Source organism: Cryobacterium sp. M15, from assembly GCF_002929675.1.
In the GTDB taxonomy this organism is placed as follows: domain Bacteria; phylum Actinomycetota; class Actinomycetes; order Actinomycetales; family Microbacteriaceae; genus Cryobacterium; species Cryobacterium lyxosi.
In genome coordinates this window covers 149,015-174,839 of sequence record NZ_PJJW01000035.1, presented here as the reverse complement: position 1 = coordinate 174,839, position 25,825 = coordinate 149,015, and the positions used below count along the sequence as shown (strand labels likewise).

General features: G+C 63.9%; 26 protein-coding genes and 1 tRNA gene. 9 read left to right on the top strand and 18 right to left on the bottom strand.

Annotation, left to right across the window (positions count from 1 at the left end; all coding sequences use genetic code 11):
* Positions 1–80: 80 nt before the first annotated feature.
* The gene (locus CXY83_RS07390; protein WP_104196721.1) at positions 81–386 is read right to left on the bottom strand and encodes an N-acetyltransferase; all 306 of its coding nucleotides are present in this window, start codon (positions 384–386) and stop codon (positions 81–83) included.
* A gap of 171 nt (positions 387–557) precedes the next feature.
* Here CXY83_RS07390 and CXY83_RS07385 point away from each other — a divergent pair, with 171 nt between their 5' ends.
* From CXY83_RS07385 to CXY83_RS07375, 3 genes are all read left to right on the top strand, one after another.
* A complete protein-coding gene (locus tag CXY83_RS07385; protein ID WP_104196720.1) occupies positions 558–830 on the top strand; it encodes a hypothetical protein in 273 nt (90 codons plus the stop codon).
* Positions 831–969: 139 nt separating this feature from the next.
* Entirely contained in the window at positions 970–1,503 is a 534-nt protein-coding gene (locus tag CXY83_RS17380) for a hypothetical protein (protein ID WP_146069881.1), read from the top strand.
* Between the two features lie 3 nt (positions 1,504–1,506).
* Positions 1,507–2,313: a hypothetical protein gene (locus tag CXY83_RS07375; RefSeq protein ID WP_104196718.1), complete on the top strand. Its 807-nt coding sequence runs from the start codon at positions 1,507–1,509 to the stop codon at positions 2,311–2,313.
* 63 nt (positions 2,314–2,376) lie between these two features.
* Here CXY83_RS07375 and CXY83_RS07370 read toward each other — a convergent pair whose 3' ends face one another.
* From CXY83_RS07370 to hisS, 11 genes are all read right to left on the bottom strand, one after another.
* The gene (locus CXY83_RS07370; RefSeq protein WP_233200672.1) at positions 2,377–2,691 is read right to left on the bottom strand and encodes a tetratricopeptide repeat protein; all 315 of its coding nucleotides are present in this window, start codon (positions 2,689–2,691) and stop codon (positions 2,377–2,379) included.
* A 203-nt stretch (positions 2,692–2,894) separates the two neighbouring features.
* Positions 2,895–3,221, bottom strand: coding sequence for a transcriptional regulator (locus tag CXY83_RS07365; protein ID WP_104196717.1), 327 nt, complete (start codon positions 3,219–3,221; stop codon positions 2,895–2,897).
* A gap of 361 nt (positions 3,222–3,582) precedes the next feature.
* Complete coding sequence (locus CXY83_RS17840) at positions 3,583–3,900, bottom strand: putative quinol monooxygenase (RefSeq protein WP_199184915.1); 318 nt, start codon at positions 3,898–3,900, stop codon at positions 3,583–3,585.
* A complete protein-coding gene (locus CXY83_RS17835; RefSeq protein ID WP_199184919.1) occupies positions 3,869–4,189 on the bottom strand; it encodes a GNAT family N-acetyltransferase in 321 nt (106 codons plus the stop codon). The genes CXY83_RS17840 and CXY83_RS17835 overlap by 32 nt, the downstream gene beginning before the upstream one ends.
* Positions 4,162–4,238, bottom strand: a tRNA-Leu gene (locus CXY83_RS07350). Before CXY83_RS07350 ends, CXY83_RS17835 begins: the two co-directional genes overlap by 28 nt.
* A gap of 74 nt (positions 4,239–4,312) precedes the next feature.
* The gene (locus CXY83_RS07345; protein ID WP_104196715.1) at positions 4,313–5,797 is read right to left on the bottom strand and encodes an NAD(P)/FAD-dependent oxidoreductase; all 1,485 of its coding nucleotides are present in this window, start codon (positions 5,795–5,797) and stop codon (positions 4,313–4,315) included.
* Positions 5,798–5,822: 25 nt separating this feature from the next.
* The gene (locus CXY83_RS07340) at positions 5,823–7,196 is read right to left on the bottom strand and encodes a S8 family serine peptidase (protein ID WP_104196714.1); all 1,374 of its coding nucleotides are present in this window, start codon (positions 7,194–7,196) and stop codon (positions 5,823–5,825) included.
* On the bottom strand, positions 7,193–7,735 hold the full coding sequence (locus CXY83_RS07335; protein WP_104196713.1) for a DUF501 domain-containing protein: 543 nt from the start codon (positions 7,733–7,735) through the stop codon (positions 7,193–7,195). The genes CXY83_RS07340 and CXY83_RS07335 overlap by 4 nt, the downstream gene beginning before the upstream one ends.
* Complete coding sequence (locus CXY83_RS07330; RefSeq protein WP_104196712.1) at positions 7,732–8,250, bottom strand: septum formation initiator family protein; 519 nt, start codon at positions 8,248–8,250, stop codon at positions 7,732–7,734. Before CXY83_RS07330 ends, CXY83_RS07335 begins: the two co-directional genes overlap by 4 nt.
* A 116-nt stretch (positions 8,251–8,366) precedes the next feature.
* The gene (eno, locus tag CXY83_RS07325; RefSeq protein WP_104196711.1) at positions 8,367–9,647 is read right to left on the bottom strand and encodes a phosphopyruvate hydratase; all 1,281 of its coding nucleotides are present in this window, start codon (positions 9,645–9,647) and stop codon (positions 8,367–8,369) included.
* Positions 9,648–9,795: 148 nt separating this feature from the next.
* Positions 9,796–11,049 (bottom strand): histidine--tRNA ligase, encoded by a 1,254-nt coding sequence (gene hisS / locus CXY83_RS07320; RefSeq protein WP_104196710.1) that lies wholly within the window; start codon positions 11,047–11,049, stop codon positions 9,796–9,798.
* A 95-nt stretch (positions 11,050–11,144) separates the two neighbouring features.
* On the opposite strand from hisS, the gene CXY83_RS07315 reads away from it, so the two are divergent.
* Both CXY83_RS07315 and CXY83_RS07310 read left to right on the top strand, forming a co-directional pair.
* The gene (locus CXY83_RS07315; protein ID WP_233200668.1) at positions 11,145–12,179 is read left to right on the top strand and encodes an ABC transporter ATP-binding protein; all 1,035 of its coding nucleotides are present in this window, start codon (positions 11,145–11,147) and stop codon (positions 12,177–12,179) included.
* Positions 12,176–13,267, top strand: a complete 1,092-nt coding sequence (locus tag CXY83_RS07310) for an ABC transporter permease (protein ID WP_199184914.1) — start codon at positions 12,176–12,178, stop codon at positions 13,265–13,267. Before CXY83_RS07315 ends, CXY83_RS07310 begins: the two co-directional genes overlap by 4 nt.
* A gap of 11 nt (positions 13,268–13,278) precedes the next feature.
* Here the strand turns inward: CXY83_RS07310 and CXY83_RS07305 are convergent, their stop codons facing one another.
* Positions 13,279–14,100: a MazG family protein gene (locus tag CXY83_RS07305; RefSeq protein WP_104196755.1), complete on the bottom strand. Its 822-nt coding sequence runs from the start codon at positions 14,098–14,100 to the stop codon at positions 13,279–13,281.
* 138 nt (positions 14,101–14,238) lie between these two features.
* On the opposite strand from CXY83_RS07305, the gene nhaA reads away from it, so the two are divergent.
* Entirely contained in the window at positions 14,239–15,609 is a 1,371-nt protein-coding gene (gene nhaA, locus CXY83_RS07300) for a Na+/H+ antiporter NhaA (protein WP_104196709.1), read from the top strand.
* Between the two features lie 92 nt (positions 15,610–15,701).
* On the opposite strand, the gene mfd is transcribed toward nhaA, so the two are convergent.
* The 3 genes from mfd to CXY83_RS07285 are packed head-to-tail and all read right to left on the bottom strand — an operon-like array spanning position 15,702 to position 20,629.
* Positions 15,702–19,331: a transcription-repair coupling factor gene (gene mfd, locus CXY83_RS07295; RefSeq protein WP_104196708.1), complete on the bottom strand. Its 3,630-nt coding sequence runs from the start codon at positions 19,329–19,331 to the stop codon at positions 15,702–15,704.
* A gap of 42 nt (positions 19,332–19,373) precedes the next feature.
* Complete coding sequence (pth, locus tag CXY83_RS07290; RefSeq protein WP_104196707.1) at positions 19,374–19,958, bottom strand: aminoacyl-tRNA hydrolase; 585 nt, start codon at positions 19,956–19,958, stop codon at positions 19,374–19,376.
* A 59-nt stretch (positions 19,959–20,017) separates the two neighbouring features.
* Positions 20,018–20,629: a 50S ribosomal protein L25/general stress protein Ctc gene (locus tag CXY83_RS07285; RefSeq protein WP_104196706.1), complete on the bottom strand. Its 612-nt coding sequence runs from the start codon at positions 20,627–20,629 to the stop codon at positions 20,018–20,020.
* Between the two features lie 280 nt (positions 20,630–20,909).
* Here CXY83_RS07285 and CXY83_RS07280 point away from each other — a divergent pair, with 280 nt between their 5' ends.
* On the top strand, positions 20,910–21,623 hold the full coding sequence (locus tag CXY83_RS07280; protein WP_104196705.1) for a FadR/GntR family transcriptional regulator: 714 nt from the start codon (positions 20,910–20,912) through the stop codon (positions 21,621–21,623).
* 25 nt (positions 21,624–21,648) lie between these two features.
* On the opposite strand, the gene CXY83_RS07275 is transcribed toward CXY83_RS07280, so the two are convergent.
* Both CXY83_RS07275 and CXY83_RS07270 read right to left on the bottom strand, forming a co-directional pair.
* Positions 21,649–23,049, bottom strand: a complete 1,401-nt coding sequence (locus tag CXY83_RS07275) for a GntP family permease (protein ID WP_174722176.1) — start codon at positions 23,047–23,049, stop codon at positions 21,649–21,651.
* The gene (locus CXY83_RS07270; protein ID WP_233200666.1) at positions 23,049–23,561 is read right to left on the bottom strand and encodes a gluconokinase; all 513 of its coding nucleotides are present in this window, start codon (positions 23,559–23,561) and stop codon (positions 23,049–23,051) included. Before CXY83_RS07270 ends, CXY83_RS07275 begins: the two co-directional genes overlap by 1 nt.
* Positions 23,562–23,757: 196 nt before the next feature.
* On the opposite strand from CXY83_RS07270, the gene gndA reads away from it, so the two are divergent.
* Complete coding sequence (gene gndA, locus CXY83_RS07265) at positions 23,758–25,215, top strand: NADP-dependent phosphogluconate dehydrogenase (protein WP_104196703.1); 1,458 nt, start codon at positions 23,758–23,760, stop codon at positions 25,213–25,215.
* A gap of 117 nt (positions 25,216–25,332) precedes the next feature.
* Entirely contained in the window at positions 25,333–25,698 is a 366-nt protein-coding gene (locus tag CXY83_RS07260) for a hypothetical protein (protein ID WP_104196702.1), read from the top strand.
* Positions 25,699–25,825 lie beyond the last annotated feature (127 nt).

The following is a 25,825-nucleotide window of genomic DNA, read 5'->3' as shown; positions in this document are numbered from 1 at the left end:
ACATCGCCGGTGACGCGTCGCCCGAGAATTGATGCGTCCAACTGCCCACCTCTCACGCGACATCGCGTCGACGCGACGTCCTACGGACCCGGCGCCTGAACGTGGGCAACCATCTGCACCCGCCGCCCATATCGGTCAAGCCCAAGTTCGCCCTCGATGCCGACAAGGGAACGATGGAATTGCGTTGCAGGTTCTTCCTCCACGAAACCGGCGCTCGCATAGAACGGGGCGTTCCAAGGGACATCTGCGTAAGTGCGAAGCGAAATGCGATGGTAGCCGCGCTTTTGCGCGTGAATTTTGGCGGCCTCTACGAGCGCTCGACCCCAGCCCTTTCGCGCATCAGCCGGTGCTACGGACAGTTGATGCTCCGCTACCCCAGAACACATCGCTGCAGGGCCTTCCCCTAACGACCTGATATGTCTATGATGCTGATCGTTTTCATAGTTGACGAAAGATGATTTTCAGAATAGACATTAGGTAGTTGAACCGATACGCCTCGCCTTACTGTGGGCCGGCCCGCTTGATTATGAGCGGCCGCAAATCATCCTGGATTCACAGTGAGCGTCGACACGATTTCTCCGAGCCCGAAAGACGGAACGCACATGGCTATCAGCCTCACCGATCTCGAACTCTCGACCCTCGACAGCGTCATCACCCCTGTCGACCCCAATGACGACTGGATCGTCACGGACGGCGGTTCGGCTATCCGTTGCGACATAGAAGGTATGAGCGAAGAGCTTGCAGAAGTCCCTGTAGAGCACCGATCGGCACAGACGTTGGAGGCCCTTCGGGCCTACCAAGCGGATGCGCGTGCCGCCCGATTGAAATGACCCAAACTCTGCTTCGTATTCTCAAATCATCAATAGCTGCCTGCTACCAGCATCGTTAAACGATCCCGCCACGAGTTCGTCCGTCAAGTCGCTTCCGCTACAAACCGTTCGCCGACCGATTCGATCTGAGGAAGGGCACATGATGATTGATATTGCAAGCTCCGTATTCGGCGTTATTGGGATCGTTGTTTTCTCTGTCTGGTTTTTACTGACGATCGCATTTCAGAAAAATAATCTGCTCAGCCGGCTAACTACACGGTTTGACCGGTTCACACTCATACCAAAATGGTCATTTTTTACGCCAGATCCCGGCGCGAGTAACTATCACTTTGTTTACCGCAGTCGCGAAGATGAAACGAGCGTCAGTCCATGGTTGGAGTTAGATTTATCCCCGAGAGGAATTCTCTTTCCCCTTTGGAACCCGCGAAAACGCTACCGAGAGGGCATGATCGAATTGTTTCAGCTGCTGGCGCTTTCCAGTATCAACAGCCCTGCAGAGCGGCTTCAGTTCACCGCGCCATACATAATCTTGCTTGACGTTGCGCGCAAGCGACTCGGAGGTTCATTGTCGTCGCAGGCGTTCTACCAGTTTGCTTTGGTTGAAACACGCGGTCCGAGCGGAGCTTCTGTGCCACGCGTTCGATTTTATTCGCTGACTCACCCGGTGTCATAAGCCATGTTGACAGTCGAAAGCGCCGCACGAATTACCGCCATCATCGTGGGCATAGGAATTCTTCAAGGTTCTCTGCAATTGCTTTTCAGTTTAAAAGAATTCGGCTCGAGCGGGCTGTTCGACTGGAATAGCAGGCAGATCCTCGCTAGGTCACACGGTGCGTCCCGTGGATGGATGGTCGGGCACAGCGGCTCAGTGTGGCTACGCATCGTTGTGATTGCTCGAATCGTCTGTTCCATAGCGCTAATCACTCCGTTTCAAAGCAACCTGCTCTATGCCAGTTACGCAACGATCATTTTGCTATCAAGTCTTTTCCTGACCTATCAAATTCGCTATGGCAAAGATGGCTCCAATCAGATATCGTTCATCATCCTTGCGGGCTTGGCATTCACCTTCCTGCTCCCAACGTCGAGTCCTTTTCAAGCCGTGGGCTTGTATTTCATCGCGGCGCAGGCTTTGTTGGCATATTTCGCTGCGGGAATATCGAAGGTATCCAACGCACAGTGGCGTCAAGGATCAGCCATGCAAAGCATTCTCAACACCGCTACTTATGGACACTCCACGGCCGCAGCCGTACTTCGTAGACGACCTTGGCTTGGAGGCTTCGTCGGATGGTCAGTTATCGTCGTGGAGATCATTTTTCCCCTAGCCCTTGTGGCTCCCCCTGGCGTTCTGGTAGCGCTGCTTTTTGCCGGGGCCATGCTCCATCTCGGAACAGCCGTGCTGATTGGCCTCGACACTTTCTTTTGGGCCTTCACCGCGACATTTCCGGCGATCATCTTCGTGCACGGGGTTCTCCTCGGCAGATAGAACGGCAGTGAAGGGTTAGGACATTTCATCGCTTCTTTCGGTGAAAAGATTCTGTTGGGCCAACTACTCACCCCGTAGTGGTTTCCGATCAAGGCGTTCGTGATGAAGATGATGTGCGACGCAGATCGCGGTTCCCGTGGTCTCCGTTCTGAGGCCAGCCGGCCGGCTCACACAGGGGACAAGCGCACGGCGGTAAAGCGGAATCGCTTCCGCTTCCCGTCCAAGAAAGTCATGCACCGACGCCCACTCGAAGATAGCGGCCGGATCATCGTCACGTCGCTCTGTGATCAGGGCCTGCATAGAGCCGAAAGTGAACTCCTGGTCGGCGCCACTGACCTCGCTCCAAAAAATTCTGATCCGTTCTTCCCAGTCAGTCACGGGCTCATTTTGGCAGACTGCAGGACCGCTTGAGCACTGCCCTTACGGGGAACCCCATACGAGACCATGACCGGCCGAGGTCAAAGTGTGACACTCACCCGTGAAAGCGACGAAAAAACTTCGCCTCTCGAAAGGGGAACGCTGTGCGGGACGACCAGAGCAACCGTGAAAATAGGATGAGCGTCACGGCGGTTTTTCGACTTTTATAGTTTGGAAATCTGGTCGACAGTTGTGTCCGCCTCGCCCATATTCGCGGTGAGCTCTCGCAAGGCCTCATTATGGCCTCGGTAGGCTGTGCGGCCCTTCACGGTCAGAGTGAGAGATGTCCTGACATGGGAATTAATCACAGTCTTCACGACGTCGACGTAACCTGCTTCACTGAGTGGCTTGACGTGCTTGCTGAGCACGGAATCGCTAACGCTCAACAAGTCTCTGATTACGGAGAAGTCGGCGCTCACAACTGCCGAGAGGGCGGCCGTGATGCGAAGCCGGTTAGGCGCGTGAATTACTTCATCGAATGCGGCTTGCATGCTTATTTTCCTGCCACTGTGCCGGGTAGGTTTCTTTCCCACCACCATGGAATCACCAACATGATGGCAGGAAGTGCGAGGGCTAGCGCCACGACGGCCCAGACGTTATCCGTATAGGTCCCGATGAGAGGCCCGCCGATCGGAAACATGAACATAGCTCCGACGAGAACCATGCGTCCGGCTATGTGCTGACCAGGCTGAGCGATCAGCCGGCGAGGTCCAGAGCGCTGAAACAGCCAGACAGAGGTGACAATGGCGAGGAACGCGCCGACGCTAACGACGAATATCCAGGGTTCAGGCAGGAGAACGGCGGCCGTGAGAGCGCCACTCGCAAAACCGCCGGTGGCAATGAACGGTCTAATCAAACGGATGCGCCGGCCCCGACCGTCGACGCGGCCGACGTCGTTATCCCTGACGGTGTCATCGGCACGGCCGAGCTAACCACAGCCCCGGGAGACAACACCATCTCGGGAACCGTTGTGATCACTAAGTAACGGCGTTCGATGTCCGAGGTAGCTTGGCCCCACTCGCTGCTGGCGACTCGTTCCTGGTGAGTGTCACAGGCCGCTGCATCCTCGAAGCGCTCCTCGACCTGCCACATCAGCGGATCGCTCGTCGCGGTGACCGCGAACGAACGGCATCCCGGTTCAGCGCGGGTCAAGGTGAAGTGGTAGGTCATCCCGGACAGTTTTCGCTTGGTCCTGGGTGTGGCAGGCAAGCTGCCCGCTCAGGCACACCGCGCTGTCGAGGAGCTTCTTTTTCATCTTGTAATTGGTCAGCGGCATGCCGTCCAGCACCGGGTGCTGTTCTGCCTCGACGGTGAATCCGTGGCGCTCGAAGAAATGGCGGGCTGTGATGCTGACGTCGGCGGTCAGTTCTGTCAGCTGCACCGAGCGCGCGTGGGTCTCCACGCGTCCGATCAGTTGTCGTGCAACATTCGTGGTGCCCCCACTGGGACTTGAACCCAGACTGTGACGATTTTAAGTCGTCTGCCTCTGCCAATTGGGCTATGGGGGCATGCCCGGTGACGGGCGGCTGTAGCGCGGGTACCGTCGGGCGATAATCTCGCCCGACAGTACCCAGCGAAAAACCTACTTCGAAGCGGATGCCCGAGCGGCCGCCTTCTGCCCGACGGTTGCTTGCTTTGCGGGAGCAGCAGCGTCTGCTGCAGCAGCCTTGACCGTGGGCTTGCGCGGCGCACGGGGCGCGCGCGGAGCCGTCGGCGCCTTGGCGGCCGGCGCTTCGGCCGGTGCCGGCGGCTTCGGACGCGAAGCGAACTCTTCGAACACGGCGCGCGGGTTCTGGGTGGCGCGAAGCGAGACGACATCGCGACCGAGGAACACGTTGTTGCTCCAGCCCCAGACGACGCGAAGCTTGCGCTCCCAGCTCGGCATGGCCAGGCCGTGGTAGCCGCGGTGGGCGAACCAGGCCGGCAGGCCGGTGATGGCGAGGTTGCCGCTCTGGAACACGCCCACACCGACGCCGAGACCGGCGACGGCACCCAGGTTTTTGTGCAGGTACTGCACGGGCTCTTCGCCGCGCAGCACAGCAACCAGGTTCTTGGCGAGCAGCTTGCCCTGGCGCACAGCGTGCTGGGCGTTGGGTACGCAGTTGCCGCCCACACCGCCACCACTCAGGTCAGGAACGCAGCTCACGTCACCGGCGCCCCAGGCGTCAGCGATGATGTCGTCTTCGGTTCCGACGCGCAGGTCGGCGCGCACCCGCAGTCGACCGCGCTCCTCGATCGGCAGGTCGGTGTGACGCACGATCGTGGGGTTGGCCATGACGCCGGCAGTCCAGACGATGAGGTCGGTTTCGAAGGTCTCCCCGGTGGAGAGTTCGATCTTGCCGTCGACCGCGCTGGTCAGCTGGGTGTCGAGGTGAATCTCCGCGCCGCGGCCGGCCAGGTTGTCGATGACCCACAGGCTCGTCTTGAGCGAAACTTCGGGCATGATGCGGGCCATGGCTTCGATGAGGTGAAAGTTGGTCTCTTCGAAGCTGATCTCCGGGTACAGGGTGAGCAGCGAGGTGGCGAAGGAACGCAGCTCGGCAAACACCTCGATCCCGGCGAAACCGCCACCGACAACAACGAACGTCAACAGGCGTTCACGCTCGGGGCCGGCTGGCAGAGCGGCAGCACGGTCGAAGTTGGTCAGCACACGGTCGCGAATGGCGACGGCCTCTTCGACGGTCTTGAGGCCGATGGCCTGGTCGGCGATGCCGGGGATGGGGAAGGTACGCGACACCGCGCCGGCGGTGACCACAATGATGTCGTAGGCAAATTCGTACGGCTCGCCGATTGGCGGGGTGATCGTGGCGGTTTTCTCCGCGTGGTTGACGTAAGAAACCTTGGCAGAGACGACGTTGGTCTTTTTGAGGTGACGACGGTGAGACACGACCGCGTGGCGGGGCTCGATAGATCCGGCAGCGACCTCCGGAAGGAAGGGCTGGTACGTCATGTACGGCAGCGGGTCAACAATGGTGACCTCGGCTTCGCCGGATCGCAGCCATTTCTCGAGCTTCCACGCCGTGTAAAATCCGGCGTAGCCGCCACCAACAATGAGAATTTTGGGCACGATGAGAAAGCCTCCTACATGATTATTATTGTGCGAAATCTTTGGGGTTGCGCCGAATTCGCTTGATATGCCGAGTGGCCCCAATGCCTAACAGCGTTACTAGGATACCAAACACCACGAGTACAGCGAGCGGCAGACTGATATAAGTCAATGTCAGTTGAGTCGGCAGCCAGGCCGTGAGCACATTTTGCACGGGCAGGGGCGGGTCCTCGTCTGCGGCTGCCGGAGCCTCAGCGACCGGAACTTCGGTGGGAACCACCTCGATTTCGGCACGACGATGCAGTGTGATCCACTCGGTCAGAAGTGCGCTCGGGGTGGCCCCGGTCGCCGGAGCGACATACCGGGTCACCGCGGCGGCAGCGTCGATCAGGCCATTGCCGTAGATCGGGCTCGGAACGGACTGCCCGTTGGCGTTCGCGGTCGCGATGACACGGTTCATGACGCCCGCCGCATCCAGATTTGGGTAGGCCGCCCGCACGAGGGCAACCAGCCCGGACACGATCGGCGCGGCCGCGCTGGTTCCGTCCCACTGAACGTAGCTGGAATCGGGCATGACGCCGACCAGCTTTTCACTCGGGGCGGCGATAGCGATGGTGATGCCCTGCGAGGACGCATCGAAGCTCGCCGTTTTGTTGCGGTCGACACCCGCCACGGTCAGAACGCCGGGGATCGTCGCGGGAGCACCGACCTCGGTGGTGCCGCTCCCCCGGTTTCCGGCCGCGGCCACCACGACGACATCGTTCTCAAAGGCGTAAAGAAAGGCCTCATCCCAGCTCTCCGGCCAATACAGCGTGTTCCGGGTGAGCGACATGTTGATGACGTCGGCGCCGTTGTCCACAGCCCAGCGGATGCCCTGCGCGATCTGGTCATCGTTGCTCACTGCGGAACGGGTACTGCCGAACCCCACCGACACCGCCAGAATGGATGCTTCCGGCGCCACTCCGATGAGGCCCGTGCCGTCACCGGTGCCGCGACCGGCCAGCAGCGAGGCCACCAGGGTGCCGTGCTCGCCATCATCGTCGTCACCGGCGACCGGGGTTTGGCCGTTTGCGGAGCCGAGACCGGAGACATCCGTTCCCCCGGTCACAACGCCGTTCAACTCGGGGACGCTGCCGTTGACCCCGGAGTCGATTACGGCCACGGTGACGCCCGCGCCCCGCGTGGTATTCCAGGCTTCGGTGAACCCGTAATCGTTCAGCCAGTACTGCAGGTCACGAATCTGGTCGGCATGGGCGGCGGGTGCGTCGAGCACGACGGAACCCGCGACAGTGCCGCCGAAGAGCGCTGCGGTGAGGGCGACCGCGACGCCCGCCCTGACTCGACGCCCGCTGGCCCGTTGCCCACTGGCCCGACGCCCGCCGTCTCGACACCCACTGACCCGTTGCGCAGTCGGAGTCACTCCGTAACCGTCCCGCCTGTCGCGGCTACGGCGGCGTAGTCCAGGCAGACACAGACCGTCGGCGACCAGGCCGCACGCGCCAGCGCAAGGTCACCGATCGGATTTACGCCGGGTCCGGCGGCCAGGGAGTGTGCGGCGAGGGCGTGCAGGCATTTGACCCGACTCGGCATGCCACCGGAGGAGATCCCTGCAATCTCGGGCACGGTGCCGAGCTGCTCGCGGTCGAACAGAAAACTCTCGTGAGCGGCTTGGTATGCGGCGCGCATATCGTCATCGTCGGCGAGCAGATCGTTGTATTCGTTCATGACCTGGGTCGCTTCGAGCGAGGAGATCGCTGCCGTCGCGGCCGGGTGGCACAGGTAGTACAGGGTAGGAAACGGAGTACCGTCGGCCAGCCGGGGAGCGGTGGCGACCACGGTCGGCGCGCCGCAGACGCAGCGCGCAGCGATGCCGACGACGTTGCGGGCAGGGCGACCGAGCTGGGCCGAAACGAGATCGATGTCGGCTGGAGAGAACGGATCGAACGGCGGCCGGGTCACGGAGCCACCGGCTGTGGGGCATCCGTCGCTGGTGGCGCTGGTGCTGCGGCTTGCGGTGCGAGGCCGGCAGTCATGGTGGAGGCGAACAAGGAACCCAGCCAATCAGTTGTAGTGCTTTGAATATTGGTGCTGACCGGGCTCGCATCCGCTTCGAGCGGAGCGACGACCGGCAGGTCGTTGATGACGAGAAAACTGATGTCGCCGGGCAGCACGTACGACAACCGCTCGCGTGCCTGCGTCGTGACGTAGGTGCGGTCGTTCCAGCGCTCTCGCTGGCTCGTGAGCTGATCGACCTCAGCTTTCTGGTCGGCGACAGCGGCACTGAGCTGGCTGATCTGCTGCCGCTGCTCGGCGTAGGTGCGCAGGCTCGGCGCGAGCACCACGACGGCGAGGATCAGCACGACCATCATCACGAGCGAAAATCCGGAGAAGCGGATGCTGCGCAGCCAGCCACCGGCGGGGGTTTCGGCCTCTGAAACAACGGGTTGCCGTGGGGCTGGTCGTTTCTGATCCATGACAACTCCTTACGCTGGCGATGAACGTGCTGGTGAAAACGGTAGCAAGTGTGGCTGTGGGCCCCCGACCAGCCGAAGAACGTTGGTCGGGGGCCCGTAGGCGAAGTCGAGCGCTGTTACGCGGTGAAGCGGGGGAACGCGGAGCGGCCCGCGTAGACAGCGGCCTCGCCGAGTTCTTCTTCGATGCGCAGCAGCTGGTTGTACTTGGCGACGCGCTCGCTACGTGCGGGCGCGCCGGTCTTGATCTGGCCGGCATCCGTTGCGACGGCGAGGTCGGCGATGAAGGTGTCTTCGGTCTCGCCTGAGCGGTGCGAGATGATCGCCGTGTAGCCGGCGCGCTGAGCCAGTGCCACGGCGTCCATCGTCTCGGTCAGGGTACCGATCTGGTTGACCTTGACCAGAATGGAGTTTGCAGCCTTGAGCGTAAGGCCCTTGGCCAGACGCACGGGATTGGTCACGAACAGGTCGTCGCCAACGATCTGCACCTTGTCGCCAAGAGATGCGGTGAGGTGCACGTAGCCGTCCCAGTCGTCTTCTTCGAGCGGGTCTTCAAGGGAGACCAGCGGGTAGTCGGTGACGAGCTCGGCGTAGTATGCGCTCATTTCTTCGGCCGAGAACTTCTTGCCCTCGAAGTTGTAGCTGCCGTCCGTGAAGAATTCGCTCGCGGCGACGTCGAGGGCGAGGGCGATGTCCTTGCCGGGAACGTAACCGGCGATTGTGATCGCCTCGACGATGAGGTCGAGCGCGGCCCGGTTGCTCGGCAGGTTGGGGGCGAAGCCGCCCTCGTCGCCGAGGCCAGTGGACAGGCCCTTGGACTGCAGCAGCGCCTTGAGGCAGTGGTAGACCTCAACGCCCCAGCGCAGCGCCTCGCTGAACGATTCGGCACCGAGGGGAACGATCATGAATTCCTGGATGTCGACATCGTTGTCGGCGTGCGAGCCGCCGTTGATGATGTTCATCAGGGGCACCGGCAGGGTGTGTGCGTTCGGGCCGCCGAGGTAGCGGAACAACGGCAGGCCGGCTGAGCTGGCGGCGGCCTTGGCCACGGCCAGGCTGACGCCCAGGATGGCGTTGGCGCCGAGGCGCTCTTTATTATCAGTGCCATCGGCTTCGATGAGCACGAGGTCGACGATGCGCTGGTCGGTCGCGTCGATGTCTTCGACCGCGGGGCCGAGGTCGTCGATCACTGCTTCGACGGCCTTGAGCACGCCCTTACCCTGGTAGCGGGCCTTGTCGCCGTCGCGCAGCTCATAAGCCTCGAATACCCCGGTGGATGCACCGGACGGTACTGCAGCGCGGCTGACGGTTCCGTCACCGAGCAAAACTTCGACCTCGATGGTCGGGTTGCCGCGGGAGTCGAGAATTTCGCGTGCGTCTACTGCCTCAATTAGGGCCACAACTGTCTCCTGATTTGTCGGGGGTGAACGCCTGGGTAGACGCCGGGGTACTCGTCGAATGAAAGTAGGGTGTGCCGGGTGATCCAGGCGGTTTCAGTCTAACCAAACGCATCCGCCGATCCGCTGAAGCGGCGTCAGGCGTCAGGCGTCAGGCGCCGAGCGGCTTGAAGTCGAGGTCGACAGCGGCCTGCGTGTCAGCGCTCACGAACGCGAAGCGTCCGTAACCGGCTTCTCCGGCCCGGTCGAGCAGGGCCTTGAGGTTCTTGGTGCGGCGTTCCAGGCGCACCCGCAATCCCCCGGCGATGAGGTCACGCTTGAGGGCAACCAGACGGGCCGAATCGGCATCTTTCTCGTAAACGAGTACGACGGCATGCTGAGCGGATGCGGCATCCGCTTGCAGCAGGTCGACGATGCGTTCAAAACCGATCGAGAATCCGCAGGCGGGTACGTCGGTGCCGAGGAATCGGCCGATCATGCCGTCGTAGCGGCCGCCGCCACCGAGGGAATAAGCCAGGTCAGGGTGGGAAATCTCGAAGATGGTGCCGGTGTAATATCCCATGCCACGCACCAGGGTCGGGTCGAAGACCAGGTCGACGCCGGGCAGGGCTGCGCGCAGGTCCGTGAGGTCAGCGAACGCCGCAGTATCGAGCCACTTCGGGGCGCTGTCGCCGAGGGGCCAGCCACCGGATCCGAGTTCGGTGAGCAGCGTGGCCAGGTCGGGGGCGTCGATGCCGAGGGTGCCCAGTTCGCTGGCGACGCCATCGACGCCGATCTTGTCGAGCTTGTCGATCACGATCAAAGCCCGTTCGGTCAGCTCCGCACCGACATTCCAATAGGCGAGCAGGGCGCTGAGGATGCGCCGGTCATTGATGCGAATGGAGCACCCCTCGAGGCCGAGCTGGTCGAGCGTCGCAGCCGTGGCGGTAATCAGTTCGATCTCGGCAAGCGGGCCGGCCTCGCCGATGATGTCGATATCGCACTGCATGAACTGGCGGTAGCGCCCCTTCTGCGGGCGCTCGGCCCGCCAGACCGGGGCGATCTGGATCGACCTGAACACGGCGGGCAGTGCGGCGCGGTGCGTGGCATAGAACCGGGCGAGCGGAACAGTGAGGTCGAAGCGCAGTCCGAGGTCAGCCAGGGACAGCAGGTCATCCTGCTCGGCCGCAGCCGCGACATCCGCTGCGCTGAGGCCGCGCTTCAGCACCGCGAAGGCGAGCTTCTCGTTGTCGCCGCCGAGCCCTGCGTGCAGCCGGTCGGAATCTTCCATGACCGGGGTTTCAATCTCGTCGAAGCCATGCGCCCGAAAACTGTCGCGGATGATGCCGAGAGAACGCTCGCGCACGGCCTTGTCGGCGGGGAGGAAATCGCGCATGCCGCGCGGCGGGGTTACTGCAATAGCCATGGGGTAATTCTCTCAGGTGCTGTCGACGCGATTCACCGTCCACCCCCGAACGGGAGTGCACCCTAGACTCGGGGGAAACAAGCGGGGGTGTGTCGATGTCGGTGACGACAGTTTTCGGGTCTGGCGGGCCTGGCGGGTCTGGCGGGCATGGCGGGATCGTGCCGAGCGGCATCGCGGTGACCGGGGTCAGTCGATCGTTTGGCAGCGTGCTCGCACTGCTCGATGCCACATTGACCGTTCCGGCCGGGTCGGTCACCGCCCTGATCGGGCCGAACGGCTCGGGCAAAACAACACTGCTGCTCATGCTCGCCACGCTGCTCACCCCCGACACGGGCAGCATTCGCATCAACGGTCACGATCCGGTCACCGAACCGGAACGGGTGCGCGCCGTCATGGGCTGGATGCCCGACACCCTCGGCTCCTGGCCGAGCCTGAGCGCCCGTGCTGCCCTGCAGACCACCGGCCGCATGTACCGCATGAGCGGCGAACAAGCCGCCGTGCGCGCCAACGCGCTGATCGCGCTGACCGATCTCGGTGACTTCGCCGACCGGCCATCGCGGGTGCTGTCGCGCGGCCAGAAACAACGCCTGAGTCTGGCCCGGGCGCTCGTGCACTCCCCCGGAGTCCTGCTGCTCGACGAGCCGGCCTCCGGCCTCGACCCGGCAGCCCGTGCTTCGCTGCGCCAGCTGCTGCGCCGCCTGGCCGGCGAGGGCGCCGCGATTCTCGTGTCCAGCCACGTTCTCGCCGAGCTCGACGAGATGGCGGATGCCGCGGTGTACCTCGCCGACGGGCGCACGGCCAGCCCGGAACAGGTCGCCGCTGCGGGAGCGAGCGCCAGAGCCTGGCGCATCCGCTCCCTCGATGAGTCAGCGTTGGAACGTGCGCTGGCTACGCCCGGCGTGGTCGGCGCCCTCGTGCAGGTTCTCGGTGTGGACCAGCTCGGCACCCTCGTGCAGGTGAAAAATGAAGCTTCCGCAGCCGCCCTACTGCACAACTTGGTGCTGAGCGGGGTGCCGGTGTGCGATTTCGGGCCGGCCGTCGGCAACCTCGAACACACTTTTCTCGACCTCACGCGGGACAGACCGGCGCGACATAGTTCTATCGTCGTCAACCCGGAGGTCACGCCATGAGCGACCGCAACCGCCTGTTCCTGACCGGACTCTGGTTGATCGTCACGCTGGAACTGCGCCAGCGGGTGCGCGGCGTCTCCTGGTATGTGCTGCTGGGTGTCTTCATGCTGCTCGTGGGAATCGTCACGTTTCTGCTCTGGCTGGCTACCTCGGCTTGGCTATCGGGCGGCGGCGGGGTGTTCTCGACCATCATTTTCTTTGTGCTGCTGCTGGCAACATTGGTGTCGCCAGCGCTATCGGGCAACGCCATCAACGGCGACCGGGATATCGGTACCCTCGCCACGACGCAGGTCACGCTCATCAGCACCGGGCAGCTCGTTCTCGGTAAGTTTCTGGCCGCCTGGATCACCGCGCTCGCCTTTCTGGCGGCGGCGCTGCCGTTTCTCATCTTCGCGGTCGTTCTCGGCGAAGTTTCACTCGGCACGATCAGTGTGTCGATGCTGGTGCTCGCCGCCGAGTTGGGCGTGATCGCGGCGGCCGGTGTGGGGTTGTCGGGCGTCCTGAACCGGCCACTGTTTTCGATCGTGCTGACCTACCTCCTGGTCGCGGCCCTCAGCCTCGGCACGCTTATCGCGTTCGCCCTGCTCGGCACCGCCACGCAGCAGGAGGCGACGAGCGTGAACTACCAGGTCGTGCAGTCGACCTACGACGAGCAGACCGGCAAGCAGTCGGACATCGTCTGCTCCACCGCCCAGACCTCGACCTATACCGTGCCGCGCTTCGACTATTTCTGGTGGATCCTCGCGGCGAACCCGTACGTGGTGGTGGCGGACGCCTCGCCCGGCAGCTTCGACGCGGGCGGCCGCCCCACCGACCTGTTCGGCCAGATCGCCGTCGGCGTGCGGAGCGCGCAGGCCGCGCCAGAGCTGTATACCGAGTACAACGGATGCGACGAGGCCGCCAACGGGTACGCCGACCAGCAATCCGGCATTGGTCCAACGCCGCAGGACACCTACGACGGCGCGGTGCCCAGCTGGTTCATCGGCCTCTTCATTCACGTATTGCTTGGCGCGGGCGCCCTGGCCTGGGCTTGGCGCCGCACCCGAACCCCCGCGACGCACCTCCCGGCAGGCAGTCGCATCGCCTAGCCAGCGGGGGGCTAGGTCGGCAGTGCGATAATGCCGGCGTCAAAGGCATCGCCGGCATCAAAGGCCGGATGCTCGGCGCCGCGAATCTCAGACTGCAGGTCGCGCACCGCGGTTCGCAGCGCTCGTTCGGCGTCGAGGCCCTGGGCCCGGGCAGATGCGACGATGGCCAAGAGCAGCGGTCCGAGATCAGCCTCGGACTCGATCGGAAGCGGGAAACCGGCATCCGCTTCGAGCAGGCCGATCTTCTCGGCCCGGCCGAGCACCTTGTCGGCCAGGGCGAGCGCCGGCATGCCGGCCGGAATGCCGTCAAGCACACTCGTGCGCCCCGGCTTCTCCTCGGCCTTGAAACCGTCCCAGGCAGCCGACACCTCCTCGGCCGTTTCGAGGGTGAGGTCACCAAACACGTGCGGGTGCCGCCCGATCATTTTCTCGGTCAGGCGGGCAGCGACATCCTGAATATCGAAGTTCTCCTCCGGGGCATGGGCAGCCAGGTCGGCGTGGAACAGCACCTGGTAGAGCACATCACCCAGCTCTTCGAGCAGGTCGTCCCGGCTGCCGTCTTCGATCGCCTCGATCAGTTCGTGAGTCTCCTCGACCAGGTGGCGCACGAGCGAGGCGTGCGTCTGGTCGGCGTCCCACGGGCATCCGCCGGGCGCGCGCAGCCGCGCAACGGTCGCGATGAGGGTCTCGAGGGCTGTTGCAGCCGGTTGCGTTGAGGATGCCGGAACAGCGGATGCCGGATCCGCGACGGCATCTGCCGCCCGCGGCGCTGGCGGGTTCGATTCCGGCAGCGCGGATCCGGCTCGGGCTGATGAAAACAACGGATCTGTCATGGTTGTGCACTCCTCGATCGGTTCCATCGTAAACGGCCCCTTGGGGGCGGTCAGCTGCCTCGTGTATTCTGAATGACGGTGAGCCGGGAAGTCTGGTCGGCAATGTACAAGCGCGCCGGAAATACCAGAGGACTTATTATGACCAAACCATTCCGCCAGCCCACGCCCAAATCGACCCCGCCCACCGCCACCATCCTGCGCCGCGGCAGCCATGGCGAAGTCGTGCGCATCTCCAGTATTCTGCGCAAAGAAACCGTCGGCGGTGCCATTTTGCTGGCTGCGACCGTGGCCGCCCTGATCATGGCTAACTCTGGCCTCTCAGACGCGTACTACGCATTGCGCGACTACAAAATCGGTTACGAGCCGTGGCACCTGGAACTGAGCCTCGGCGCGTGGGCGGCCGACGGCCTGCTGGCGATCTTCTTCTTTCTCGCTGGCCTCGAACTGAAGCGTGAATTCGTCGCGGGCGATCTGCGCAGTGTGAGCCGTGCCATCGTTCCCGTAGCCGCCGCCGTCGGTGGCGTGATCGTCCCGGCCCTCATCTACGTACTGATCAACCTCGAGTCAGGCGCCGATACGCTGCGCGGCTGGGCAATTCCCACCGCGACCGACATTGCGTTTGCCGTTGCCGTTCTCGCCGTTATTGGGTCAAAGCTTCCGCCGGCGCTGCGCATCTTTCTGCTGACTCTCGCCGTGGTCGACGATTTGCTCGCCATCACGATCATCGCCTTCTTTTACACGGACGACATCGCCGTTCTGCCACTCGTGCTGGCCCTGATCCTGATCGCGTTGTTCTGGATGTTGACCCACAAATTCTCCTACTTCTTCGGCACCAGAGCCTGGGCCGCGTGGCTGATACTGCTGCCTCTCGGCTTCATTGTCTGGGCGCTCGTGCACGGTTCTGGCGTGCACGCGACCGTAGCCGGTGTACTTCTCGGCTTTGCCGTGCCGGTGCTGCGCAGCAAGCGCGGCGGCGGGCCTGATGCAGGCCCCGGCCTGGCCGAAACACTCGAACATAGAATCCGTCCGCTGTCCAGCGGAATCGCGATACCGGTGTTCGCCTTCTTCTCCGCCGGCGTCACCATCGGCGGCGCCGATGGCCTGTACCGGGCGCTCACCGACCCGGTTGCGGTCGGCATCGTTGTCGCTCTCGTCGTTGGCAAGCCGATCGGCGTGTTGCTCGCGACCTTCATCGTGACCAAGACCACGAAGGCGGCGCTCGACCCCGATCTGGCCTGGATCGACGTCATCGGCGTCGCCGTGCTGGCCGGCGTCGGTTTCACCGTGTCGCTGCTGATCAGCGAACTCGCCTTCGGTCAGGGAAGCCCGCACGACGACCACGCCAAGGTAGCCATTCTGGTCGGTTCGCTCCTCGCCGCACTCCTGGCCACGGTGATCCTGCGCTTGCGCAACCGCCACTATGGGCGCATCGCCGAGAAGGAGGCCATCGACAGCGACAACGACGGCATCCCGGATGTCTACCAGCCGGAACAGGCGTCGAAAGGCTAAGCGGAGCATCCACATGCATGCCCGCTAGGCGCAGCACCGTCGTTGCCCAGCGACGGTGCTGCATTCTTTAATGCCGCGGTGCTGCCCGACTGCTAGCCGGCCGGGAGCACGCTCGGCACGGCCGGCGGGAAGATCGCCGCCAGCAGCGTCTTGGTCCATTCGATCAAGGCATTGTCATCGAGCGGTTCACCGTTCGGGCGCGGCATCGGTACGCTGAGCGCACCGGTCGCGGACACGTACCGCGAGCCGGGATACATCCGCTGCAGGCGCACCTGAATCGAATCTGCCAGGTCGGCCGGCGCCACTCGCAGGTTTGAGCCCATAGCTACGACCTCGCTGAGGTTCGCGTGCTGGGCCTGCCAGCGCAGCCGCGACACAGCCACGAGGTTCTGCACCGGCACGGGCGGTTCGCCGTAGCGGTCGGTGAGCTCGTCGAGCACGAGGTCGATCTGGTCATCGGTCGCTGTCGGTGAGCTGGCGCTGGAGAGCTTCTGGTAGGCCTCGAGACGCAACCGTTCGCTGTCGACGAAGTCGTGCGGAATGTGCGCGTCGACCGGCAGCTCGAGGCGCAACTCGGTCTGTCCCTCGGCGACGTCGCCGCGGAAGGTGCTCACGGCCTCACCGATCATGCGCAGGTACAGGTCGAAGCCCACACCGGCGATATGCCCGGCCTGCTCGCCGCCGAGCAGGTTGCCGGCGCCGCGAATCTCGAGGTCCTTGAGGGCCACCTGCATGCCGGCGCCGAGTTCGTTGTTGGCGGCGATGGTGGAGAGCCGGTCGTGGGCGGTCTCCGACAGCGGCTTGTTCTCGTCATAGAGAAAGTAGGCGTAGGCCCGTTCGCGCCCACGCCCGACCCGGCCGCGCAGCTGGTGCAGCTGACTCAGGCCGAATTTGTCGGCCCGGTCGATGATGATGGTGTTGGCGTTATTGATGTCGAGGCCGGTCTCGATGATCGTGGTGCAGACCAGAATGTCGAACTTGCGCTCCCAGAAATCACCGACCACCTGTTCCAGCTGCGCCTCTGGCAACTGCCCGTGCGCGATCGCAATGCGCGCCTCTGGCACCAGTTCGGCGAGCTGGGTGGCGATGCGGTTGATGCTCGTGACCCGGTTGTGCACGAAAAAGATCTGGCCTTCGCGCAGCAGTTCTCGACGGATGGCTGCGGCCACCTGCCGCTGCGAGTACGGCCCGACAAAGGTCAGGATCGGGTGTCGGTCTTCGGGCGGCGTGGCCAGGGTCGACATTTCACGGATGCCGGTGACCGCCATCTCGAGGGACCGCGGGATGGGTGTCGCGCTCATCGCGAGGATGTCGACGTTGGTCTTGAGCTTCTTCAGGGCATCTTTGTGCTCGACGCCGAAACGCTGCTCCTCGTCGATGATGACGAGGCCGAGGTCTTTGAAGATGATCGACGGTGACAATAGTCGATGGGTGCCGATGACGACGTCGACGGTGCCGTCGAGCATGCCCGTGATCGTCTCACGCGACTCTTTGTCGGTTTGGAATCGAGACAGGGCGCGCAGGTGAATCGGGAATCCGGCGAAGCGTTCCTTGAACGTCTCCATGTGCTGGCTGACCAACAGGGTGGTCGGTACGAGCATGGCGACCTGCTTGCCGTCCTGCACGGCCTTGAAAGCGGCACGAATGGCTACCTCGGTCTTGCCGAAACCCACGTCACCGCTGAGCAGCCGGTCCATCGGGATGGGCCGCTCCATGTCGGCCTTGACCTCGTCGATGGTGGTGAGCTGGTCGGGGGTCTCCACGAAGGGAAACGCCTCTTCGAGTTCACGCTGCCAGGGGGTGTCCGGCCCGAAGGCGTGCCCCTTGCTGGCCATACGGGCCGAATACAGTTTGACGAGCTCAACAGCAATGTCGCGTACCGCTCTGCGCGCCTTGGTCTTGGCGCTCGACCAGTCGCTGCCGCCCATCTTGCTCAGGGCCGGTGCCTCGCCGCCGACATAGCGGGTGACGAGGTCGAGCTGGTCGGTCGGCACGTACAACCGGTCGCCGGCGTGCCCACGCTTCGATGGAGCGTATTCCAGCACGAGGTATTCGCGGGTGGTCTTGACCGGATTGCGGCCGCCGCTGGACACCTCACGCTGCGTCAATTCGAGAAAACGGCCGATGCCGTGCGTCTGGTGCACCACGTGATCGCCGGCCACGAGCTGCAGCGGGTCGACGACGTTCTTGCGGCGGCTGGCGAGCTTCTTGATCTGCCGCTCGGAGTACCCGACGGTGCGCCCGTAGAACTCCGACTCGCTGATCAGCGCGAGTTTGCTCTGCGGCAGCTCAAACCCGTGATCGACGGATGCCTTCAGCAGGTACGCGATGCCTGGTTGCGGTTCCAGCGGCCATACCTCTACTACCCGAGCCGGCAACTCGCGTTCGGCGAGCACCTGGGCGGCCCGTTCGACCAGGCCGGCGCCCTGGGCCACAATGCCGACGACCCAACCGTCGTGCAGTCGGGAGGCGACGTGACCCACAGCTCCGTCGACGCTGCCGGCGAAGGTGGGAACGGCGTCTGCTTCGATGCGAATGGTGAGCAGCTCGTCCATCTCGAGGTGTTCGGGTAAAACCGGCGCATCGGTCGGGGCGGCCTGGAACGTGCTCAGGGTCCACCAGTTGTGACCGGAGGCCGGTGCGCCCGGCGCTGAGTACGTCACGCTGTCGCGCAGGCGCCCGAGGGTGAGAAAGTCGCCCGATTCCAGGTCGATCGGGGCGTCGGCGCCAGCCGTCGCGGCGCTCCAGGCCGCGCCGAGAAACTCACGGTTGGTCTCGGCGAGGCTGATCGCTCGGCTCGCGACCCGTTCCGGTGAGATGACGGCAACGGCCGCGTTGGTCGGCAGGTAGTGGGTGACGGGCACCAGCCGGTCGACCAGCGCTGGCGCGAGGCTTTCCATGCCCTCGACCGGAATACCCTCGGCGATCTTGGCGAGCAGACCGGCCAGGCTTGGGAATTCATGCTGCATCTCGCGGGCGCGTTGCCGCACGGCGGGGCTGAGCAGCAGTTCCCGGCTGGGCGGCAGACTGACCGTGTCCACGACCTCGGCCAGGGATCGCTGGTCGGCGACGCTGAACAGGCGAATTTGCTCGACCTCGTCGCCGAAGAACTCGACTCGGTACGGGTGTGATGCGACTGGCGGAAAGACGTCGAGGATGCCACCGCGCACGGCGAACTCGCCGCGCCGGGTGACCATGTCGACGCGGGCGTAAGCGAGGTTGACCAGCTGCAGCACGATCGCGGCGAGGTCGTGGCCGCGCGCGCCAACGGTGAGCTCGATCGGTTCGTAGTCGGTGAGGTTGTCGGCGACCGGCTGCAATGCGGCCCGTACCGACGCGACGACGATGAGCGGACGCCGCGTGGCCGGGTCTACTTCCTGCCATTCGCGCATGCGGCGCAGGGCGTAGAGACGCTTGCCGACGATCTCGGCGCTCGGGCTCAGGCGTTCGTGCGGCAGGGTTTCCCAAGCCGGAAAGTCGATGATTTCGGCGCTGGTGGCGAAGCAGCCGAGGTTTTCGCGGATCGCCTCCGACTCGCGGCCGGTCGGCGTGATGACGAACAGTGCCTGGGCATCATCACGGCGGAGATCGAGCAAGGCGGCGAGCAGCGCGGCGCGCAGGCCCTCGGTCAGCGAGAAATCAGCGTCCCGGCTGGCGTAGGCGAGGGCGTTATCGAACGTGGAGGCGCGTGCAAGCGCTGCGATTAAGCCCTGAAGGATCACTGAATGAGTCTACGCACTGGCACCGACAGCGCCGAACTGGTCTTAGGAAGGCGAGTGGAACTTCTGCTGGGCCGCCACGACACCGTCGGAGGCAATCAGCTCGATCGCATCGGCGGCATCCGCTATCAGATTGGGCAGAACGGTGCGCTCGGCGGCAGCGAAGTCATGCAGCACGAAGTCCGCCGGATTCTGACGACCCGGTGGGCGCCCGATGCCCATGCGAATGCGAATGAAGTCGTTGGTTCCGGTGGCAGCGATAATGTCGCGCAGCCCGTTGTGGCCACCGTGACCGCCGCCGACCTTGATCTTGAGCGTGTCAAAGGGCAGGTCGAGGTCATCGTGCACGACGATGAGACGGGAGACGGGCAGCGAGTAGAAACGCAGCAGCGCGGCGACCGGGCTGCCGGAGACGTTCATGAACGTGGTGGGCTTGGCCAGCACCAGTTTGGGTTCACCGGGCGCGAGGCGCCCTTCGGCCACGAGGGCGGCCGTTTTGTGACGCTTGAAGTTTGACGAGAGGCGGTCGGCGAGCTGCGCCGTCACCATCTGACCGACGTTGTGCCGGTTGCCGGCGTAGTCGGGCCCGGGGTTGCCGAGCCCGACTACGAGCCACTGGTTCGTATCCAGGGGAGTCCTCCGTGTGCCGGGGTGAAAACCCAGACGGAACCAGTTGATGAGTGCTACTACTACGCGGCAGGCGTGGCGGCCGGCGTTCCGGCGGTGATGACCTCGGTCTCGGCGTCTTCTTCATCTTCGCCGCGCGGGGTGTGGATGTAGACGACGAGGGCCTCTTCGTCGGAGATCAGCGTGGCGCCGGAGGGCAGCGGAACGTCCTTGGCGTGAACCTGGGCGCCGTCTTCGAGGCCTTCGATCGACACGGTGACGTTCTCGGGGATGTCGGTTGCTTCGACCTCGAGCAACAGGGTCTTGGTATCGAAGTCGGCGACCGTGCCGGCGAAGGACTCGCCCGACATGTGCACCTGAACTTCAACCTGGACCTTTTCGCCCTTGCGCACGACGACGAGGTCGATGTGCTCGATGATGGCCTTCACCGGGTCCTTCTGCACGTCCTTGACCAGCACGAGCTGCTTGGCGCCGGCAATGTCGAGCTCCAGGAGCATGTTGGCGCGACGCAGCAACAGGGCGATGCGGTGGGCGGGCAGCGACACGTGCACCGGCTCGGTGCCGTGGCCGTAGATGACGGCAGGAATCTTGCCGAGCACGCGCAGCTTACGGGCCGCGCCCTTGCCAAAGCTTTCGCGCGGTTCAGCGACGACAGCGGTAACTTCTCTAGCCATGGTATTTCTCCTTGCGGGGCGTGAGCCCAGGTTGTGGTTCGCGGGTGGAAGCCCGAGAAAGAGGGGTACTGATTCAACTCGAACGCATGTCAGCGTGAGGAAAAGCCCAAGGCCTCGTCCGCCGCGTCGATCACGGATGCCGCCGGTCCAATTGTCTGGCCCGGCAGAGTCCCTCGCCGAAGTTCGTCTTCAAGCTTACACCGTTCGGGCCGGTGCTGCACCCCGGGCGTGTCGCGCACTGCGGCTGCGGCTGCGACTCGGCAGACGTTAGGGTCGGAGAATGTCATCGAGCCTGCACAACCGCGTGATCGACGCGGTGGGCACCCATATCGTCGACGGCCACACGCCAGCCGGAACGGTCATGCTCTCAGAGCAGATCGAGCGCGCTCAGGGAGTCAGTCGATCGGTCGTGCGCGAGGCGATACGCGTGCTCGCTGCGATGGGCCTGGTCGAGTCGGTCAAGCGCGTCGGAATTCGGGTGCGTCCGCAGTCAGGATGGAACGCGTTCGACCCGGTACTCATCCGCTGGCGTTTGGCCGGAGCGGGCCGGGGCGCGCAGTTGCGCTCGCTCACCGAGTTGCGGGCATCCGTCGAGCCGATGGCCGCCGAGTTGGCCGCCCAGCACTGCCCGCAGGCGATGTCGGGCGAGCTCATGACCGTGGCGGCGCAGATGCGCACGGTGGGACGTTCCGGTGACCTCGAACGATTTCTGGCTCTGGACATCCATTTTCACCGCCTCGTGCTGCACGGATCAGGAAACGAAATGTTCGCCAAGCTCGACGAGGTCATCGCCGCCGTACTCTCAGGGCGCACCGGTCTCGGCCTCATGCCTGCCCACCCGCACGAAACCGCGCTGCAGTGGCATGTCGACGTGGCAGACGCCATTCAGGGCGGCCACCCCGTGCGTGCCCGCGAGTCGATGGAACTGATCATGCGGCGCACCATCGCCGAAGTGGAAGAGTCCTGGGTGCACACTGCCCGCATTTTCTTCTAGGCGGGCACCGCGCGAACCGAACAGGTTACAGCAGGCTGGCCAGGAGGTAGATGGCCGCGGCGATCGTGAAGCCAACGATTCCGACGAGGGCTTGACCGACCGTCCAGGTCTTGAGCGTGGTTTTAGTGTCCATACCGAAGAAGCGGCTGACCAGCCAGAAGCCGGAATCGTTGACGTGCCCAGCGAAAACCGACCCGGCGGCGAGGGCCAGCACGATGGCGGCGAGTTCGACCGGGTTGAACGCGGGGTTGCCCATCACGACCGGCTGCAGAAGCGCCGCTGTGGTGGTCAGGGCCACCGTGGCAGACCCCTGCGCGATGCGCACAAGTGCGGCGATCACAAAACCGGCCACGATGACGGGCAGACCGATTGCGTCAAGCGATTCGGCCAAGGCGGTGCCGATGCCGCTGGCGCGGAGCACGCCGCCGAACATTCCGCCGGCGCCGGTGATGAGGATGACGGCTGAGACCGGGCCGAGCGCGCTGTCCACAACGGATTCTACGAGCGTGGCCGACTTGCGCTTTTTCCAGCCCAACAGGGCCATGGCAAGCACCACTGTGATGAGCAGGGCAACCGGAGTCTCGCCGATGGCACGCAGGACCTGCACCCAGGCATCGTCGAGGGAGACGAGCCCGGCGGTTGCCGCCATGTTCAGACCGGTGTTGAGAAAGATCAGTCCGATCGGCAGCAGGAGCAGCGTCATGATGATGCCGACGCGAGGCGCGGAGGCGAACTCGGTGAAGTCACCGGTGCTGCCGCGCAGTATGGCCGGCACCGGAATGTCGTACTGGCGACCGACGTACCCACCGAACAGGTGGCCGACGACGTACCAGGTGGGCAGAGCGACCAGAAGACCGAAGATCAAAACGAGTCCCACGTCAGCACCGAGCAGGCCGGTCGCCGCGACGGGCCCCGGGTGCGGTGGCACGAAGATGTGCATCACCGAGAACGCCACGGCCGACGGAAACGCATAGCCGAGGAACGATCCGCCGAGGCGACGGGCGACGGCGAAGATGATCGGCAGCATGACGACCAGGCCGGCGTCGAAGAAGATCGGAAAACCGAGCATGAGCGACGCAACGGCGAGGGCGATCGGCGCGCGCCGTTCTCCAAACCTGGTGATCAGGGCATCCGTCAGTACCTGCGCTCCACCGCTGGTTTCCAGCATTCGGCCAAGCATGGCACCCAGGCCGACGAGCAGGGCGACCCCGGCCAGGGTGCCGCCGAAGCCTTCAAGCAGGGTGGGCATGAGACGGGCGGTTGGAATTCCGGTGGCGACCGCGGTCAGCAGACTCACGATGATCAGCGACAGGAACGCGTGCACCTTGAACTTCATGATGAGCACGAGGAGCACCGCGATCGCGCCGGCGGCAACGCCGAGCAAAGCGGGGGTGCCGAGCACCCAGTTCATTTCAAGATCGGTCATCAGTGAGCTATCCCTTTGTGTATCAAGCCGACGAGTTCGTCGGGGGTGTGGATGAGATCGACGCGGAGTCCCGCTTCGTCGGCCGCGAGAGGTTCGAGCGTCGCAAATTGCGAGTCGAGCAGTCCGGGTGGCATGTATTCGTGGTTGCGGTGGGTGAGACGCTCAGCGATGAGCTCACGGCTGCCGTACAGCTCGGCGAAGACGAGCGTCGGCACGAAGACACGCAGAAGATCGCGGTAGCTGCGCTTGAGGGCGGAGCAGGCGACGACAACGGGTTCACCCTGGGCAACGGCGTTCGCTATCGTCTCGGCGATGCGGGTGAGCCACGGCAGGCGATCTTCATCGGTGAGCGGATGCCCGGACGCCATCTTGGTGCGCGCGGCCACGCTGTGTAGGTCGTCACCGTCGAGAAAACGCACGCCGCGGGCCTGCGCCAGGGCGAGGCCGACAGTGGACTTACCACACCCCTGAACACCCATTACGACGATGGGAATGTGCAAGTGATCAGGCATGGTGTTCCTCCGACGGCCGCTGCTTCATTACATCGGATCACGGCGCGACGAGCGCGCATTAAATCTGATTACAACGTTCAAGCTAACATTTATATCTGTTTCTTCGAAATCGTGCGTATCCCCCCTTGTGGGACCATTCAGGCCCATGCGCTAAACTCGAAGACGGTCTGTTCAACGCAGCCCCGAAGGAGAAAACGTGTCAGAGTCACGGCAAGCACAGGCAAATATCGGTGTCGTCGGTCTGGCGGTGATGGGTTCCAACCTGGCCCGCAACCTCGCCGGCCGCGAAGGAAACACGGTCGCGGTCTACAACCGCTCCCCCGAGCGCACCCGTTTACTCACGACAGAACACCCCGAGGCGAATTTTGTCGCCTCCGAGAACATCGCCGATTTCGTCGCCTCGCTGACCAAGCCGCGCACCGCCATCATCATGGTGCAGGCCGGACGTGGAACCGACGCCGTCATCTCTCAGCTCTCTGAGCTGTTCGAACCCGGCGACATCATCGTCGACGGCGGCAACGCCGACTTCACCGACACCATCCGTCGCGAAAAAGAGCAAAGCGCCAAAAGCATAAACTTCGTCGGCGCCGGTATCTCCGGTGGCGAAGAGGGCGCCCTCAACGGCCCGAGCATCATGCCCGGCGGCTCGGTCGAGGCGTACAAGACCCTCGGACCCATTCTTGAATCCATCGCCGCCGTCGTCGACGGCGTGCCGTGCGTCACCCACATCGGCACCGACGGTGCCGGCCACTTCGTCAAGATGATCCACAACGGCATCGAATACGCCGACATGCAGCTCATCGCCGAAGCCTACGACCTGCTGCGCAAGGTCGGCGGGCACTCCCCCGAAGCCATCGCCGGTATCTTCACGGACTGGAACGACGGGGAGCTCAACAGCTACCTGATCGAAATCACCGCGGAGATTCTGCGCCAGGTCGACGCCAAAACCGGCCAGCCGTTCATCGACGTCGTGCTCGACGAGGCCGGCTCCAAAGGAACCGGGGTCTGGACCGTGCAGAATTCCCTCGACCTCGGCGTTCCGGTCGGCGGCATCGCCGAGGCGGTTTTCGCCCGCGCCGTCTCAAGCCATCCCGAGCAGCGCGGACCGGTGCGTGCCAGCATCACCGCCCGACCCGAGATCGCCGTCGTCGGCCACACCTTCCAGGAAGACGTGCGCCAGGCGCTCTACGCGTCGAAGATCGTCGCTTACGCGCAGGGTTTCGACGCGATCATCGCTGGGGCGACCAAGTACAACTGGAACATCGACAAGGGCGCCATCGCTACCATCTGGCGTGGCGGTTGCATCATTCGCGCCCAGTTCCTCAACCGCATCGTGACCGCCTACGATAACGACCCGTCGATCTCGAGCCTGCTTGTCGACCCGTACTTCGCCGAGGCCGTCGCCGCCGGCGAGGCAGCCTGGCGCCGCGTCGTCTCGACCGCGGCGCTCTCGGGCATCCCGGTTCCCGGCTTCGGTGCCAGCCTGAGCTACTTCGACTCGCTTGCAAGTGAGCGGCTGCCCGCCGCTTTGGTGCAGGGACAGCGCGACTTCTTCGGAGCGCACACCTATCACCGAGTCGACATGCCCGGCACCTTCCACACCCTGTGGTCCGGCGACCGCACCGAGATCGTCACTGAGGCTTCCACGCACTGACCATCCATGTTGCCGGCCGGCAGCATCCGCTCACCCTCGTCGGGCAGAGCGGATGCCGCCGGCCGGCTTGGGTTAATCAGTCACTTCACACGAGGGTCTGGAAGAATGACAGTACTTATGACTGATGATCACCCCGAGCTTTCCGGCTACGAGCCGAACGATAATTACCGCCCGCTGCGCGGCAAGCATTTCGCGTCCATTTTGAGGATCGTCGTCGTGCTCGGGTTGATCGCCCTGATCGTGCCGGGCATACTCACCACCATGCGGGTCGCCTCCGACACTGCCGCCAACGCCTGTGCGACCGCAGTCGCCCAGTATTATCCCTTTGCGGTCGACTTCGACGCTCGCTTCGACCTAACCGGTCCCGGCGGGTTCGGCTGGCAGTGCTACGCCGTCGACCAGAACGAGCGCGACACCTTCGTGACACCGCTCGGGATCATCCCCTCCGCTCCGCGCCAAATCACTCCGGGCACCCCCTCGTAGCGATCTCCGTACTCGTCGGCGCCATCGACCCGTGGCTTTCGACGGGTCCGCACCGCGGGGTCGTGCAGTCCGGTTTTTCGACGCGGTGAGATTAGAAGAGGCGATGGCCGTAGCCACCGCCTCCCTA